This is a genomic window from [Scytonema hofmanni] UTEX 2349 (assembly GCF_000582685.1).
Taxonomy (GTDB): domain Bacteria; phylum Cyanobacteriota; class Cyanobacteriia; order Cyanobacteriales; family Nostocaceae; genus Hassallia; species Hassallia hofmanni.
Genome location: NZ_KK073768.1, coordinates 889844 through 907486 on the forward strand (window position 1 = coordinate 889844; position 17643 = coordinate 907486).

Below are 17643 nucleotides of genomic sequence, written 5' to 3' on the forward strand. Positions count from 1 at the left end.
CATGAAATTTAACCTCTGCAACGTACTGTTTGAGGTATGTTTCAGCTTTTGTTTGTTTGCAGGAAGAATTTATCTGGCTATATAGCGCTTCTGCTGTTGAGTGAAATACAGCGATTACCTCACCCCGATAAAGCTGTGCTTTAACTCCCCTCTCCTTATTAAGGAGAGGGGTTGGGGGTGAGGTGCTGACCAAGTGTACTTCATGCAACCGGGAACCGCTATATTTTTAACACTTTGTGTGTATGGATGATTGCCAGAATCTATTTGAAAGCATGAAGAATAAAGCATGAAAATCTAAACTTATTTCACACTTTATACTTGACACTTCAAGGTTTTCTATCGCTTTGCGTAATAGTCGTTAAAAGACTCATAACCACTATCGGTTTTATACAGTTGACATTCGTCTGTAATTTGCTTCATTAAAGACCAAGAAAACCGACATTCATCATGTAGATACGTGCCCCAATTTTCTTGGATACTACCATAAGCCATCCGCAAATTATAAGAAGGAATAGCAGTAGAAATGTGATGGGGGACGTGAACATTAATATCGTGGCAAAGGAATTCTACCCAGCGTGGGTAATCGCAGTGAATTGAGCCAAATAACTGCGCTATTCCAGCATTCCACTTAGAAGCTTCCACAAAAGGAACATCTGAAGCAGTGTGGTGAACAATAGTAAAGGTACTCATCCAGAAATGGTACACCAGCCAGGGTATCAGCCAAAATTTGACAAAACCCCAGATACCGGTTGTAGCTATCAGAGTCGGGAAAGCGATCGCAGCAAAAATAGCTACCACAGCCACAGAAAGTTTAACACTCGATTGGTCTTTAGTTTGGAACTTTCGCCAATCAAAGTGTACAACTGCCCAATGTCCAACTGAACCTACCCACCACAAGCGTTTAGTGATAAATACCTCAAAAGCTGACTGCTTGACTTTATCCCAACCTTCAAACACTTCTGTTCTGATGGGATGCCAAGCGTTGTCTTCGTCTAACTTATTGGTATGAGCATGATGATAATTATGCTTTATACGCCAACTGTGGAACGGGTAAATCAACGGCATCATAAATAAATGCCCTACTACATCATTTACCCAACGACGTTTGGCAAATGAACGATGACCACAATCGTGTCCGATCACAAAAAAACCCGTCAACGCGGTTCCAGTGAAAATCCACGCTACGGGTAAGAGAAACCAAGGAGAAAATATCAAGCTTAAGTAACCAAGGCTTACCATCAAGACACTGATTATTGCTCTTGTCCAAGCTTTGCGACGATCCTGTAGAAAACATTCTCGTGGCAGGGTTTTGATAATATCTTTAAGCTTCAGTTCGGAATTACCAAAGTCACAAGCTTCTTGTTTGCCGCTGATTGTTGATGTAGTCATGAATACCTGATAGACAACAAACCTCACTACCGATTTAGAGACATGAAACTCGTGTCTCTGTCATTACAAAGTTTCGTAACATTACATTATTGATTCGGATTATAGCAACCTAACTGAGCATACCGCACCAGTAAATAGCTTTTGTACGCTTATTCGGCATTTACGAATCATATTGGTTAAAGTCTTTTATTATTAGTCATTAGTCAAGTGTCAAATGTCAAGAGTTTGTTGACTATTGATCGTTGACTAATGACCGACTTGCTACTTTCCTGGTGCTAGCTTTACATTCGTAGCCAGACCCAGTGCTTGTAGCAATTGAATTGTCATCCATGTTAAATCGATTTCCCACCATTCCAGCCCGTGACGAGCCGAGTATTGATAAGCGTGGTGGTTATTGTGCCAACCTTCACCAAATACTAAAACAGCTACCCACCAGCAATTAGTTGAGCGATCGCCACTATCGTGCGTCTGGTAGCCAAATTTGTGCGTAGCGCTGTTTACCAACCAAGTGCAGTGATAAACCCAGACAATACGAGCAAAAACTCCCCAAACGACAAACGACCAGCCACCAAGCCACAAAAGCAGTCCACCCAACGCAAATTGGATGACAATAAAATATTTTTGTAAAAACTGATAAACTGAGTCGTCGTTCAGGTCTTTAGTAAAGCGATGAGCTTCGGCATGAGCGGGGGAGTGATAAATTAGCCAACCCATGTGACTCCACCAAAAGCCTTTGTTGGAATCATGGGGATCGGCAACTTGGTCAGAGTACAAATGGTGTATCCTGTGTGTACCGATCCACTCAATGGGTCCACCTTGACAGGCGAGTGTTCCACAAAATACGAGAAAATATTCTAGCCATTTGGGAGTTTGAAAACTGCGGTGAGTTACAAGACGGTGAAATCCTAAGGTAATACCTAAACCACCAGTCACCCAGTAAAGAAATAAAGCGACGCCAACTGCTTTCCAGCTAAAGTTACTCGGAAGCAGTGCAAATAAAGCTCCGATGTGCAGAGCGAGGAAAAAGAGGGTGTTTACCCAGTTTATTTGAGGTTTAGTTGAGGCAGCAATTGTCATGCAGTAATCACCTGAGTAGGAAATGAATGAACGTTAGGAACCGCGAGATCGAAAGATCCGCATGTGTATTTTTTTTTAAGAGGAACAAATGAACAGCTTTGATGTGCTGCAAGAAGCAGAAGAGGCACTGTTAGAGATTTTTTCTAAAATTGACACTCAGGTCAAGCATAATCTGAAACGAGTGCTGGATGCATTTCGCGATCGCCGTGTAGGTGCACACCATTTTGCTGGTGTAAGTGGTTATGGTCATGATGATTTAGGACGAGAAACTTTAGATAAAGTTTTTGCGGATGTGATGGGTGCTGAGGCGTCGGTGGTGCGGGTGCAGTTTGTTTCCGGAACCCATGCGATCGCTTGTGCTTTATATGGTGTCCTCCGTCCTGGGGATGAAATGCTTGCTGTAGTGGGGGCACCCTATGATACTCTCGAAGAAGTCATTGGTTTACGCGGTGAAAATCAAGGTTCTCTTCTTGATTTTGGCATAAATTATCGACAATTGAATCTAACCCCTGAAGGAACCATCGATTGGCAAGCTTTAAGCCGGGGGGTAGAAAAAAATACTCGCTTAGTATTAATTCAGCGTTCTTGTGGCTATTCCTGGCGTCCAAGTTTATCAATTGCTGAGATTGAAAAAATTATCCACATAGTCAAACAGCAAAATCCCAACACCATTTGTTTTGTCGATAACTGCTACGGCGAATTTATCGAAACCAAAGAACCCACAGCCGTTGGTGCTGATTTAATGGCGGGATCGTTAATTAAAAATCCTGGTGGTACAATTGTCAACGCAGGTGGATACATCGCCGGACGTGCCGACTTAGTAGAAGCTGCCGCATGTCGCCTTACCGCACCGGGAATTGGTAGTTATGGTGGTGCAACTTTCGACCAAAATCGCATTCTCTTCCAAGGCTTATTTCTCGCTCCGCAAATGGTAGGAGAGGCGATGAAAGGAACTCACCTTAGTGGTTATGTGTTTGATAAACTTGGTTATCCGGTGAATCCCGCACCTTTTGCCCCCCGCCGCGATGTGATTCAATCAATTAAACTGGGTTCGGCGAAAAAGCTGATTGCCTTTTGTAAAGCGATACAACAGCATTCTCCCATCGGTTCCTATCTCGACCCCGTTCCCGATGAAATGCCGGGGTATGAGAGCCAGGTAGTGATGGCTGGAGGAACGTTTATTGAGGGTAGTACTTCGGAGTTTTCCGCCGATGGTCCTTTGCGGGAGCCGTATGTAGTTTATTGTCAAGGTGGGACTCATTGGACGCATGTGGCGATCGCATTAGAAGCAGCGATCGAAGCTGTGGGAGAAGCGTAGAAAGGAAATGGAAATATTGAAGAAGGCAGAAGGCAGAGGGCAGAGGGCAGAAGGTTTTGTTTAGAAGGGGATTCCGACCCCTCCTAAACAAGAGCCACCAAATTTTCAATTTGGTGGGGGTCTTAAACCCTTACTCCCTTCGGTCGTGGCAGAGGGCAGGAATCAGAATTCCCTTCTGCCTTCTGCCTCCTGCCCTCTGCCTTTCTTGATAATTTGTAACTCTTGATCCTTAATACTGAGTTGCCCATCATACGTAACACCTCACCCCCAACCCTTCTCCTAACCAAGATACAGCTGGCGAATAGGGGTTGATACCCCTCATTTTACCAAAAACCCTCGTAGAGACGTTCGGTTCGGAACGTCTCTACAATCGTGTGGAATGACGCAAAATGTTTGACTCTTGACCCTTGACTAATGACGTTCGATCGCATCTCTTGTAGTTTTGTAAGCCTCAATAAAAGTTCGGAAGGATTCTTGAGAAATTTCTTCTAAAATCAGTTTGTCTGCGACTTCCTTGAGAATTCCATCTATCTTCTGTTGAAGTACACCTTTAGTTTCCTTAGTATCGTGTAGTAATTCAACGATCGCTTTAATGTATTTTGCAGAAATTTCTCGTTGCTTATCTTCTATTTGTTGCTCAATAAATTGTTTTTCCCGTTCTATTGCTTCGCGAGTTGTTTTATAAGCTTCGTTAAAAGTTCGGAAGGATTCTTGAGAAATACTCTCCAATATGAGAGCATCAGCAGCTTTTCTAAAAATTTCATCAAGTTGCTTTTGATTACTATCAAGGTCTTTTGGACTTGCTTTCATTAAATTAATAGCTGATGCAATATATTCATCAGCCTCATTTTTTCGGCTACTTTCTATCCATATTTTCAGTTGTCTAATCCAGGAAACAATGACTACGATAACTGTTAAAATTAAAGCTAAATAGTCTGCATGTTCTTGCACAAAAGAGGGTTTATCTCGTTCATAAAAAGCAACTGCACCTGGATGAATAGGAGGGATACTACCACTTGTATTACTTGGACGGTCAATACTAGCAATCAAGGGTTTCACCTCAGGATGCTCTTTAGAAACGGTATTGGCTATTTCTTGACGATGCTCAAATATAATGCGAGTAATTTCTTGGATAACACTTGCATCTACCGTATCTCTTACTACTAATATTCTTGATACTGCGACTGTTGGTAAGTCTTTGTCAGGTACGGCAAAATTGCCTTTGTATGCTCCTTGAGGAATTTCGGCGCTTTCAAAAGCAGGATGTTGAATTTTCATCGCTTTTGCCTGTTCAATAGGCACTAATCTTGCATCGTAGTCTTTGACAAGGGTAGAAATACCTTGGTTCCCTAAAGCACGAACACGAAACAAAGCATCTACCGTTCTAGATTTAAAATCTTCTTCTGCTTGCTTATCATCGTAATTTTCATTATTACTTAAACCAGTAACTTTAATATCTAGCGTTTTTTTATCTTCTTTCAGTAAACCGTAATGCTGTGCGACTTTATCAAAAGATTTATATTGTCCTCCTTTAATAGGTAAAGAAACTCTTTTACCCCTGAGGTCAGAGAATTGCTTGATATTTGGATCTCTAACTACTAGCTGAAATAAATCTTTATACAATATAGCCACGGTTCTAGACGATTGAGCTTTGGTACCAGATATTTCTTCAGGGGCAACGTCTGCTTGAGCTGTTGCTAACTGTGCAGTACCTTCTTGCAATTTTTTGAGGCTTTCTGTTGTACCCCCAGTAGATATGACTTCAATCTTAATACTCGAATTGCGTTCTACGACCTTTTCAATCGCTTCGCTGATAATATAACTTTCCCCTTCCGGGTCCCCTGCTGCGAGAGTGAGAGTCGATGACATCAAACCTTGAACTCGGAAGTTGTGATAGGTGGTTAATACAACTAAGCTTAAGCTGGCAAATCCCAAGCAAATAAAGATGAATTTGGATAAAGGATCGAGATTGCGAAAAAAGCTCAGGAAATTGATTTTAACTGTCATAACTCTAAAATTTTAATCTTTGGCAGAGATTAATGCACAACAACTTCTGCCAGTAAAAGAGCAACGTCCTATTGAGTTGCGTTGTATTTTAGCTACATGAAAACAGTTATGGATACAAATTGTAATGGCGGCATTCTAGACCAAATTTAATTGACTGTAAATCTGTGATTTTATACAAAGAAGCCCTCGTTGCTCAAAATTTATTGGCAACGAGAGCATCCAATCGCGATATAAAGCCTATCCTAATAATTCTTTTGCCAAGGTCCCCAGATTGCAAAAGTGATTCCGGGGGTTTGGACATTCACAAACATTGTCCGACCATCTGGAGAGAAGCAAGCACCAGCGAACTCGTTATCGTTAAGAGCGTTACGAGCAAATTGGTAGAGTTCCCCACCAGGAGTAACCCCGACAACGAACTGCTCATCGCTACCATCTTCACAAAGAAAGAGGTCGCCAAAGGGAGCCACCACAATGTTATCAGGCATATCTAGTATGGTGCTATCGTTTGGCTCAACAAATAGTTCAATAGTACCACCTTCTCTGGCATTTCTGCCAGGAATGTAACGCCAAACCTGACCCCTACTGTTAGCACCACCACTTGTAGCACAAAAGTAAAACTCTCCGTTGCCGTACCATATTCCTTCACCGCGAGTAAATTGTGCGGCTCCTTTCTCAAAACCTTCTATCCGCACTGTGTCTAGTTCAGGATCGTAATCTTCAATGCGAACCCACTCTACTTCCTTTGGTTCATTTATAGGGAAATTAGTTCTGGTTATGGCTTGAGGCATATCCTTAATTTTGAGAGCCTCAAGGATACCACCTGCCTCTAATTTGCCTGGTTTATTGGGGATGAAACGATAGAATAAGCTATCTCCAGTGTCTTCTGTCTGATAGACAATTCCGGTTCTGGGGTCAATGGCAACGGCTTCGTGGTTAAATCGACCCATTTCTACTAAAGGTCTAGGATCAACAGTACCCTTTTTGGGTTTGCGAAGCGCTGGAACTTCAAAGTTATAACCGTGTCGCTGAGAAACTCTGTTAGGATTGGGTACGAAGATACCAGAATTTGCTGGCTGTTGTATCGTCTCAGGAGTAGTTTCTGGAGTGGAGGTGTTTTCTTCACAACTAATCCATGACCCCCAAGGAGTTGGACCACCAGCACAGTTACGGTAAGTTCCCGCTAGTGAAGCGTAATCTGTAATAAGTTCACGCTTTGGGTTAACGATTAATGTAGTTGTGCCACCCTTACAAAGCTCGTCATACCTTTGTCCAATGACTTGTGTGCTTGAATTTGGGCTAAGTTCGTGATTGCGAACTAAGATAACGGAGCGATTTGGTCCAGCGAAAGCAGCCATGCCATCATGACCACCAGGCACTGGGTTGCCGTCACCCATCATATCGCCTGTCCGCGAAAATGCTCGGTATTTAAATCCGTCTGGTAAGTCTAACAAGCCATTAGGATCTGGGATGAGCGGACCATAGCCTGAACCTGTGAGGGATTTTCCTTGAGCAGTTTTAGCATAAACAGCTTTTAAAGTATCCCCAACAACAAGAGTTGCAGCAGTTGCACCTGCAATAGTAACAAATTGTCTTCGTGAGAAAGCCATAGTTTCTGTGATAACTCTTTTATTTGGATTTAAAAATTAGTAGATGTTGTGCAATATTTAGGTTGTGCTATAAATTTCTACAAGAGTAAAATATCTGGCGTTTTCATGCCTAATCTGACTCTTGAGCATGGTTAAAACACGTAAAATTTCTCAATTTTTTGCCTAAAAATTTTTGTTGTCACAACTACTCAACTAAAGTTAATGCAACCAAAGAATATACTTTTAAAGTTAAGCTCAGTTAATCACAGTGTTAACTATGTTTTAAGAAGCAATATTATAAAATTTAATTTAAACTTTTATTTCTTTTTAAGTATTAGTTTGATTATTTATTTAAAATACAGCAGTTTTTATTAGACATCGACCCCTATGCTTATGATGCGTTACCACAAAGCCAAAAGACGTAGCAATGCTACGTCTCTACATTTCTTTTCACGCAGATGTCTATTGTTCAGATAAAAAATAGGAACACGATATTATCGTGTCCCAACAAATAACTGAAAAGCGTCTCTAATTTACTCACAGTAAATAAGTATTATTCTGCAATACGCTTGGTGTTAAGGATTACTGGTGGTAATTCTAGATGTGTAGAGACTTTGTATTTCGCGTCTCTACATTAGACATCTGTTGGAAAAGATGTAGAGACGTTTCAGTGGAACGTCTAATCAAGGGTTATGGGTAAAGCATAATTAATTTCCACTGCTATGTCTATTAGGCATCTCCAGAAAAGACGTAAAGACGTTTCAGTGGAACGTCTAATCAAGGGTTTCGGGTAAAGCATAATTAATTTCCACTGCTAAGTAGATAAGTACGATAAAACCTAACTACGTCCGAAGCGAACGTAACGAAGTGAAGTGAAGCAATCACAAGGGTTTCGAGAGTTTTACATTTCGTTACATAGGTAGGTTTATTTGTGCCTACCTACTTATGTCTATTGTATTATTCTGGCAATTTATACTGCCCAACAATTCGTTTAGCAAACTCCGGAACATGTGCATCTAACTTGTCTGGATGATTGCGCTTGACGTATAAATAATTACGTGTAAAGTGAGAATCAATTGAGAAACGCGCATATTCCAAACCTTTGGGACCGATTTTTTCAATCACGACACCCATCAATTTTGCCGCCCACATCGGCAGAGTAACGCCTTTGTCATAAGCGGGAATACTTTGTTGTACGGCTTCAGTACGGTTCCCTTGCGATGTCACTGGCTGGGTTTTTAGCTGGTCTTTCACCAAGTCGAGCATTTCTTTGCCTGTATCATTTCTGACTACAATCCACTGCCAGCCGAAGGGTGCGCCCATGTAACCGACTACCAAATCTGCCAGTGAATTTACGTAATCAAAGCAACTCATACAAGAGGGAGCAAAAACATCTTTGAGTTTGTTGGTTTTTAAGCCAAAGAATGGTACGGTTTCTGTTGAGCCATCTTCGTGTTTGAAGTGAACTCGGAAGTCTTGCATGAATTCGTAATGTACCACTGTTTCAGGCGATCGGCTGGTGGTTTCTAAGAATTTTTGCAGTCCGGCACGGTTAACGTTATCTACACATGGCGTTCCTAAGACATACAACTTTTCTAACCCAAGTTGTTTTTCGACGGCTCGTAATGCTTGAATTTGGCAACCAACCCCAATTACTAACAGTCGCTTCATCCCCGATTTTTCTATTTGTTCTAACACGGAAAGGTTAGGGGAAAGTGTTGGTTTATTTACTCGCGCTGCTAGTATTTCTTCTGGGGTTCGGGCGATGATTGGCATCGGTTGAAAGCGATCTTCTTTGGTGTTTTGTACGCAAACAACGCCTTCAACTATGCCGCGATTGAGCATTTCAATGGCAATGCTGCTAACAATTCCCGTCCATTGTGCGCCTTCGATGGGCTGCTGTTTGCGGGCTGCGGTCATGTGTTGATGAACACCAAAGTAGAGTTCATCGGGGTTATCGAGATTGCGCGATCGCTCGTGGGTTTCTTCTTCAAGTTCGCCTATTTGCTGATTAATAAAAGCGCAGGCTTCCTTGACATAGTGAATGTAATATGTGTCGCACAGTCCGCACTCGCTACAAAGTTCTTTCGCAGGACGACGGCTAGACGGTTTGAGAGCTTTGGCTTTTTTATGAGGATAAACTGAAGTCATATAAATTCTTTGTCTTATGGAGATATCGCTTTTATTACAATACCTTCTGAGGTAGTGCAGTGGTTGGCAGCTAGAAACAAAAAAATTTCACCGTACATTCTCTTATTTAAATTCTCCTGAATAGTAGAGACTAAAATTCTTTATTGCATAAATGCATGACGAAAATTTATCACAAAAACTCTGCGTCACTCTGGGTTTACCTCCTTTGCTCCTCTGCGTTAAAAAAGGCTACGAACTTATGCGATCGCTGTACTTAGTTGTGCAAATTATTTTAAAATAGTCTGAGCCGTAGCGATCGCATCTTCCACTTTCTCCACAACATAAATATTGTTCGGCGATATTTTTTGAAAGAAAACTTTACTTTCTACATCGTCACTCAATAAAATTACTTGCTTGTTTGCTTTTAAAGCCAAAGCAATTTCTGACGCTGTTCCCGCACCCATGCCACAGGCTATCAGCAAATCGCTGGAAAGTACATTAATATTATTACGTGCATTTCCCATATCGGTAAAAATGGCAATATCAACTGCTTCAGAAATGCCTTTTTTACTATCATCGGGAAGAATGCCCAGAACTAAACCATTGCTAGACTTTGCACCCTTACTCGCTGCATCCATCACGCCGACATTTCTACCACCAGTCAGCAAAATCCATTGTTGTTGGGCTATTAGTTTACCAAGCTCATAGGCATTTTGCAAATCCTTTGCTGTTGCCTTTTCACCGGGTCCCATGACACCTATTATAATTTTTCGCATAGTTAGGAAATTTGAAACCCTCTTTTCAGATTAGTCCGCGCAGGCGGACTTTGTTTCTGTAGCCGCGATTTTAATCGTCGGGGTTCCTCGCAAACCTAACCCCCAGCCCCTTCCCTACTAGGGAAGGGGAGCAAGAATCAGGGAAGGGGAGCAAGAATCAGGGAAGGGGAGCAAGAATCAAAGCCTCTCGGACTGTGGGGGAGAGGTTTGAAAAGGGGTTCCTAAGACGGTAGAATATGTGTATTCCTAAAGAACTATTTTTCAGCATATTCGTCTAAAAATTAGACATTTTAAGAACAATATCCCCAACATTTTAAAAAAGTCGCGGTTATGAGGTCTTTCCATTCCCCGCTCCCATTTTTATAAGAGACATGCGGTGTTTAAAATTTGTTGCTTTATTTTTAAGTCTATCTCTGGCAGCAACACCTTTGGTGGCAGTTGCCCAAAGTCTCGAACAGTTATTTCAACAGGGTAATGCAGCCCAAGAAGCTGGAAATTACCCCCACGCTGAAAATATCTGGCTCAGGATAATTCAACAATACCCTAACAATGCCAATGCTTACTATAATTTGGGTCTTGCGCTCTATTACCAGAATAAATTAGACCAAGCGATCGCAGCATACCGCAAAGCCATCCAACTGAACCCCAACAATGCCGCTGCTTACAACAATTTGGGCATTGCGCTCGGAGAGCAGAAGAAATTAGATGAGGCAATAGTAGCATACCGCAAAGCCATCCAACTCAACCCCAACAATGCCAATGCTTACAACAATTTGGGCACTGCGCTCGGAGAGCAGAAGAAATTAGACCAAGCGATCGCAGCATTCCGCAAAGCCCTACAACTTAACCCCAACGATGCCATTGTTTACAGCAATTTGGGCAGTGCGCTCTCTGACCAGAAGAAATTAGAAGAAGCGATCGCAGCATACCGCAAAGCCATCCAACTCAACCCCAGCCTTGCCATTGCTTACAACGGTTTGGGTAATACGCTCTCTGACCAGAAGAAATTAGACCAAGCGATCACAGCATTCCGCAAAGCCCTACAATTGCCGGAAGATAATTCTGGTATTTCTACAAGCACTCATACTTTAGCTCACAATAATTTAGGTTGGGCACTTCAACAACAAGGCAAGTTAGAAGAAGCAATCCAGGAATATCAGCAAGCTATTAAACTAGACCCCAACTATCTAACTGCCCAAAACAATCTCAAGGAAGTACAGCGACTCTTAGCATTACGAAAAAGCCCTCCCCCACCCAAAGTGGAAGGCGATCAGCAATGGTTGCCCAGTCCCCAAGACGAACCATTAGTTGGTGTATTACGTTCTGTGGTGCGGGTTATTGCCCAAATCCCCACAGGTAATAGTGTTGGTGCTGGTTGGGTAGTCAAACGCGAGGGAAATAAAGCCTGGATAGTCACAAACCGTCATGTGGTGACAGATTCTGAAAGAAGCGGACGACAAAGCGAAAAAATCGAGTTGGAATTTTTTAGTGATCCACCTAAAGGTAAATTTAAACCTCGTTACTCAGCCAAAATTGTTAATATCACCGATACCAACAACGCCTTAGATTTAGCCTTACTCGAAGTTACTGGCATCCCCAATGATATCAAACAATTGCCAATTGCTTCTGGTCGAGTTGCCCGTACTACCAAAGTGCAGGTCATTGGTCATCCCATCAATGGTGCTGACTGGACTGTTGTTTCCGGGGAAGTTAGCAATTTCCTCTCCCAAGACCATAAGTTGCAAATACAAGCAACCCTCGCACAAGGCAATTCGGGTGGACCTATAATCGACTTGCAAAAGCAGGTTGTTGTCGGTTTGATGGTGCAAATTAGCGACCCCAGTCAAAATTTTAAGGAACCAGCCAGTACAAATCAACCGCCAATTTCCGCGACAGGGGGATTTGGTTTTGCTTACAGCATGGATATTGTGGTGGAACAATTGCGTAAATGGGGGATTTCGTTAAATTAATGAAATTAGCTTGTAGGAATATGGATTTAATAAAATACAAAACCTCACCCCGACAAAGCTGTGCTTTATCTCCCCTCTCCTTAGTAAGGAGAGGGGTTGGGGGTGAGGCAATACGGTTCGGTTAGCGTTTTGATTTCTCGAAGATCCCCCCAACCCCCCTTAAAAAGGGGGGCAAAAACCTCTTAAAGTCCCCCTTTTTAAGGCAGGGCTGTTTCATTCCCTAAAAGGTGTAAAATGACAAGCGTCCTGGGGATGAAAACAATGAGTGCAAATCTGATTGAACAACTGCGGGAAGTTAAAGATTTTCGAGTCAAAGATGGACAAAGACATCAACTGTGGTTGGTATTACTGTTTGTCATTATGGGGACAATGAACGGGTACGTAGGGTATCGTGCATGGGGGGACTTTGTCAAACGGCATCGTCGTGTATTGATTGAGAAATTTAGAATCGAAAAACATGGTGTTCCATCGTACTCGACTATTCGACGAATACTGATGGGAGTAGATTTTGACAATCTTGCTGCAACGTTTAATCAGTGGGCACAAAACTATGTTCATGTGGATACATCAGAGTGGTTTGGAATTGATGGTAAAAGTATCAAAGGAACTGTACAAAACTACGAAAGTGAGTATCAAAATTTTGTCAGTATCGTGTCGGTATTTGCGGAAAAAAGAGGGCTTGTCTTAGGTCTGACCAAATTGGAGAACAAGAAAGGTAGTGAAATTAGCACGGTTCAAAATTTAATTGCGGTATTGGATATCGAGGGTGTTGTTTTCAGCTTAGATGCTCTACATTGCCAAAAAAAACTTGCAAGTTAATTATTGATGGTGGCAATGACTATGCGATCGCCGTTAAAGCAAATCAAAAAAACTTACATCGCCAAATTCGATATAATACAGATAATTCCAAACCAACAAGTAGGTATATCACATCTGAAAAAACTCGAAACAGAGTTACAAAGCGCACTGTAGAAGTTTTTCATGATTTAACTGGTATTAGCCAGGAATGGGCAGGCTTAAAATCATTAATCAAGGTTGAAAGAATAGGTACTCGTGCTGGCATTGCATACCACCAAGTTGGGTACTACATTAGTAGCCTAGTAAATTCCGCAGCTGATTTTGCCAAGGGGATTCGCGGGCATTGGGGAATTGAGAATCGTCTTCATTGGGTCAAGGATGTGATTTTTGATGAAGATCATTCAACTATACGTATGGGTAACGCCCCTGCGAATTTGTCAGTGATGCGAACGATCGCCCTTAATATTTTGCGCCGAAATGGTTATTCCTCCATCACCTCAGCCCAGAGATTTACCTCTAATGATATTGACAAACTCTTATCCTTTGTGGAATGAAACAGCCCTGCCTTTTTAAGGGGGATTTAGGGGGATCTTCAACGATTTTGGTTTTGTACAGAGATGTGTGTACACCGTAGCCTTAGTAAGGAGAGGGGTTGGGGGTGAGGTTGATCGCATCGTCAGGGCTTCTTAAAAATATAAAAAACACCAACAATATGAAATACACTGCCTTCTTTACCAGCCTTTTTATTGTCAGTCTTAGCACTCTTCCAGCCCAAGCTTGTCAGTCAGGAGACCCCAAATCCACCCTATATATTCGCCGAGATGACAATCGTTGTGAGGGAATTAAAGCGCGAAATAGCGATAGAGGTTTGCGCTTGATTTCTTTTGCGACTATTGGCATCAAAAGCTATCCCAATACTCTCACATTAAAAATTCCCAGTATTGCCAACGCGAAACCAAATGTAAGGGTGCAATCTCTGGGCAAAAACTATATTTTGGATAACATTTCTCTCACATCAAATAATTCTCTATTTATTTTTTCCTGGAATCCTTTTGTTTTAAATAAAGAGGATATTCGCCCAAATAGCCTGCGTGCCTTAGCTGATGTGAATCTGAATGCCGAAGTGGTGTATGTTCCAGTAATTTTAGAACGACCCTCAGGACAATATCAATTTGTATTTTATACTCCCAGTCGGGCAAAATTTACTACCGTTCAAATCCGACGTAATGGTAAAGTTATTTACAACAGCCCTCGCAATAATTTCCAGGGTGGGGAAGTGGTTTTTAATTGGGATGGCAGAAAGACTCCTGCTGGTCGATACGAGCTTTATGTAATTGCTGAACAAGAGCAAATCGGCAGACCACCGGAGAAAATCCCTAAACAAATAGCCTTTGAACACAACCCAAATTGGCTGAGATAAATCATGGTACGCAGGCAAAGACCACGGCGAAAAATCAATTTTACCAAGCTGAAACAACTGTTAAATAAGTTTAAGAGTTTACCCCAAAATAATCAATTCCAAAAAATCAAAGACTATTTAACCCAAGAAAGTACATTTATCTTGGGACTGCTTATCCTGCTAATTTGTATTTCCTTGATTGCCACATCATTATTTTGGCGAGGTATTCACGTCTTTGAAGGTAACTTAACTACGGATCAAATCAGCTTTATTTATGCAGATAAGCAAGATAAGCTATTTATTAACTCGATTCGTAGAATTAAAAAATTTGAACTACAAAGCCAGCAGACTGTAACTTTGAAAGGTAAATTTAGTAGCAAGTCTGACCCCAAAATAAACCAGCTTCAAAAAATCACAGTTAAATTAACCGACGCCAAAAGTAAATTTATTATCGAACCATCCGAACCAAAAAAAGCTAGTGAAATAGTACTAAGTGAGATCCGAATACAACCAAATACAGAAATTAATCATCTGAGTTATAATTCCTATGGAGATACTTTATCTTTCTGTTTAGACAAAGGTAATAATCCCGAAAAATTATGTTTGCAAACAGATACACACTCTATAGATGCGGCTAAATCTTCTCAAAGCAAAGCAACAAAACTCGCTAAATTAAATCTCGAAATTGGTAGTCAACCCCTAAAAGTTAATTTAGAAGGTTACAGTATTGCCGAGTTAGGTAAACCAGAAAATTCCAACCCAATTGAATTTATCTTTACTCCCCAATCATCTGAGTATGAATTCGATTTAACTCCACCGACAACACTATATATAAACTTACCAAAAGTAACACCGGAAGTTTTCAGTCAATGGTTCCGAGGAAAGTCAGCTGTAGAAAATGTGAGATTTACCCAAAGCGATCGCACTGGCAATGTAGAAGATGATTTGGAAATTTCCACCATCCTCGAAGGTAAAGTCCGCATGGCAGAACAGGAGTTGGAATTAAAAGCCAATCAGTTTTTGATCACAGGTAAGCCAGGAATTGAGTTTTTGGCAAAGATAGGAGTGCGATCGCAACCACCCCAAGGTTTGCAGGTACGCTTCTCAGGAAGAAGTGAAGGTATAGAAATCGGCTTAGACCCCAATTTTATCGTTGATAGCATTCGTCCCAGCTTCTTAGCCAAATATCTCACAAAAGATGCTATCTCTGCCTTAATTTCTTTTTGTGGAGGTGTCGCAGGTGCTTTATTACCCTTGTTGCTGGCTGCAAAATCTGATGAAGATTCAAACAATGCTAATTCATCATAATAAAAGAACCCCACCCGCTTGCGGGGAGGGTGCCACAGGCGGGTGGGGTTCTTCATGAATTATGGGTGATTGCGCCGACATGATATAATCTGAAAATAGGGTTTCAAATTGGCGTTGCTGAATATTAATATGAAATTCCTAATTATTGCTAGAGACGTTCCAATACGGTTCGGTTAAGGGAAATTGTAGGTTGGGTTGAACGAAGTGAAACCCAAAAAAGCCTTGGAAATGTTGGGTTTCGTTCCTCAACCCAACCTACAAATTTTTGTTTTTTTAGCTTAACCGAACCGTATTGAGAGACGTTCCGGCGGAACGTCTCTACAAAGGCGGGTTTTAATGTTAGAGAATCATCCGTCAAAATTTAAAATTCATATTTCAAATCAGCAACGCATTCAAATTTAATCTGGCGAGAGTAATAAGAGAGCATTAACAGTTTTAAAGTTGATTTCGCGCTTTCAATCGCAAATATTGCTCAACTAATTTATCTGTAATTTGATTAGCTGGTGCATCAAGTACTAATACACCTTTTTGCTTCAACTGTGCAAAGGCAACTCGTCGTTGGGCTAATAAATCTAAGGCGACAGCACGGGCATAAGCACATGTAACATTTTCTGTAAAGGTGTTTGCCAAATTATCAACTTCCGGGTCGCGCAAGGTGACGCAAAACGGCAGATAGCGCGGTGCAAGTTTGGAGAGTGCGGCGAGAAGTTCGGCGGAGGCTGTGACATCAACTAAGTCAGTAATCACCACTACAAGCGCCCTGCGGGTTTGTTGTCGCACCACATTGGTGACTGCACCCAAATAATCAGATTCTAGTAATATCGGTTGAATCGGAGTCAGCCGATCTATGAGATTAGGTAAATGATGTTGTCCGCGTTCTGAGGGAATCCACGTATGTATGTGGCTGTCAAATACACCAACGCCGACGCGATCGCCTCGATGTAATCCCGCCAAAGCTAAAGACAATGTTGCATTCAAACCCCAATCAAATCGCTGCAAACCTTGCACTTTTGCTGTCATCAACCGTCCGCGATCGAGTAAAATTAGTAAGGTCTGCTCTTGTTCTGGTTCCAAAACCCTCACCAATGGCGATGCATTTCCATTGACACCTACGCGACGTGCAGTAGCTTTCCAATCAATAAACCGCAAATCGTCTCCTGTGCGATAGTTTCGCAGTTCAGCAAACTCTGTACCCATACCCGATTGCCGTTGACGCATGGAACCCGATGATTGTAGCGTCAAGCGAATTGAAAGCTCCCGCAAGCCAATTAAATCAGGATAAACCTTAACTTTTAGACTTTGCGGAATCTTCCAATCATCCCACGCTAAACCCCAAAGTCCCAATTGTCGCACCTGGATATCGCCCCAAGAAAACTCTCCTCGCTGCGTTGGTTTAACGGTATAATTTAATTCTTGGGTTTTATCGCTTTCCACAGCAGCGCTGATTGTTGATGCAGATACGCCAAATCCGGATGGGTAATAATCGCGGATAATAATTACGGCGTTTGTGTTACTTTTTACCGTCAGCAACACTCGGTTATCGCGTCCTATTGATAGTCGTGGTGGTAAGTCGCGTTTTATTTCTACACGATGACGACGCGATCGCCTACCATCGACAATCATTAACGCCAAAATTATAATATCAAATAGTAAAGTTATGGCGATACTACTTGATATATTAAGAAACATTGCGATAATTGGAGCGATCGCAATACCCGAAACTAATAAAATATAAACTCTTCTTGCAGGAACCATAAATTTATTAATGATGCAAATTTTCGGCTTGACAGCTTCAAATAAAATCTCAAATTAACAGTAAATAAGTCAGTATAACAATCCTAAATCATTTTGTGAAAGATAATATCCCCAGTTTTATAAGACTTAC

General features: G+C 41.6%; 11 protein-coding genes and 1 pseudogene. 5 read left to right on the top strand and 7 right to left on the bottom strand.

Translation table 11 applies throughout. The features are described from left to right. Positions 1–336: 336 nt before the first annotated feature. Both TOL9009_RS0108955 and TOL9009_RS0108960 read right to left on the bottom strand, forming a co-directional pair. Positions 337–1389, bottom strand: a complete 1053-nt coding sequence (locus TOL9009_RS0108955) for a fatty acid desaturase (protein ID WP_029632499.1) — start codon at positions 1387–1389, stop codon at positions 337–339. A gap of 261 nt (positions 1390–1650) precedes the next feature. Continuing rightward, complete coding sequence (locus TOL9009_RS0108960; RefSeq protein ID WP_029632500.1) at positions 1651–2466, bottom strand: acyl-CoA desaturase; 816 nt, start codon at positions 2464–2466, stop codon at positions 1651–1653. A gap of 88 nt (positions 2467–2554) precedes the next feature. Between TOL9009_RS0108960 and TOL9009_RS0108965 the strand changes: the two genes are divergently transcribed. Then, the gene (locus TOL9009_RS0108965; protein WP_029632501.1) at positions 2555–3784 is read left to right on the top strand and encodes a methionine gamma-lyase family protein; all 1230 of its coding nucleotides are present in this window, start codon (positions 2555–2557) and stop codon (positions 3782–3784) included. Between the two features lie 411 nt (positions 3785–4195). Here TOL9009_RS0108965 and TOL9009_RS0108970 read toward each other — a convergent pair whose 3' ends face one another. The 4 genes from TOL9009_RS0108970 to TOL9009_RS0108985 form a co-directional block, all read right to left on the bottom strand. Next, entirely contained in the window at positions 4196–5791 is a 1596-nt protein-coding gene (locus TOL9009_RS0108970; RefSeq protein WP_029632502.1) for a TAXI family TRAP transporter solute-binding subunit, read from the bottom strand. 242 nt (positions 5792–6033) lie between these two features. Beyond that, positions 6034–7398: an alkaline phosphatase PhoX gene (locus tag TOL9009_RS0108975; protein WP_029632503.1), complete on the bottom strand. Its 1365-nt coding sequence runs from the start codon at positions 7396–7398 to the stop codon at positions 6034–6036. A gap of 936 nt (positions 7399–8334) precedes the next feature. Beyond that, positions 8335–9528, bottom strand: a complete 1194-nt coding sequence (locus TOL9009_RS0108980; RefSeq protein ID WP_029632504.1) for a Coenzyme F420 hydrogenase/dehydrogenase, beta subunit C-terminal domain — start codon at positions 9526–9528, stop codon at positions 8335–8337. Between the two features lie 266 nt (positions 9529–9794). Then, the gene (locus tag TOL9009_RS0108985) at positions 9795–10283 is read right to left on the bottom strand and encodes a TIGR00725 family protein (protein WP_029632505.1); all 489 of its coding nucleotides are present in this window, start codon (positions 10281–10283) and stop codon (positions 9795–9797) included. Between the two features lie 371 nt (positions 10284–10654). Here TOL9009_RS0108985 and TOL9009_RS38650 point away from each other — a divergent pair, with 371 nt between their 5' ends. The 4 genes and pseudogenes from TOL9009_RS38650 (at position 10655) to TOL9009_RS0109010 (ending at position 15758) form a co-directional block, all read left to right on the top strand. Next, positions 10655–12253 (top strand): tetratricopeptide repeat protein, encoded by a 1599-nt coding sequence (locus TOL9009_RS38650; protein ID WP_051502851.1) that lies wholly within the window; start codon positions 10655–10657, stop codon positions 12251–12253. Positions 12254–12544: 291 nt separating this feature from the next. Further along, positions 12545–13602, top strand: a pseudogene (locus TOL9009_RS49165) (ISAs1 family transposase); the annotation flags it as partial. 161 nt (positions 13603–13763) lie between these two features. Further along, positions 13764–14471 carry a flagellar hook assembly protein FlgD gene (locus tag TOL9009_RS0109005; RefSeq protein WP_029632508.1) on the top strand — a complete coding sequence of 236 codons (708 nt, stop codon included), beginning with the start codon at positions 13764–13766 and terminating at the stop codon, positions 14469–14471. A 3-nt stretch (positions 14472–14474) separates the two neighbouring features. Further along, entirely contained in the window at positions 14475–15758 is a 1284-nt protein-coding gene (locus TOL9009_RS0109010) for a hypothetical protein (protein WP_029632509.1), read from the top strand. Between the two features lie 435 nt (positions 15759–16193). Here the strand turns inward: TOL9009_RS0109010 and TOL9009_RS0109015 are convergent, their stop codons facing one another. Then, positions 16194–17513, bottom strand: coding sequence for a DUF58 domain-containing protein (locus tag TOL9009_RS0109015; protein ID WP_029632510.1), 1320 nt, complete (start codon positions 17511–17513; stop codon positions 16194–16196). Between the last annotated feature and the right edge of the window lie 130 nt (positions 17514–17643).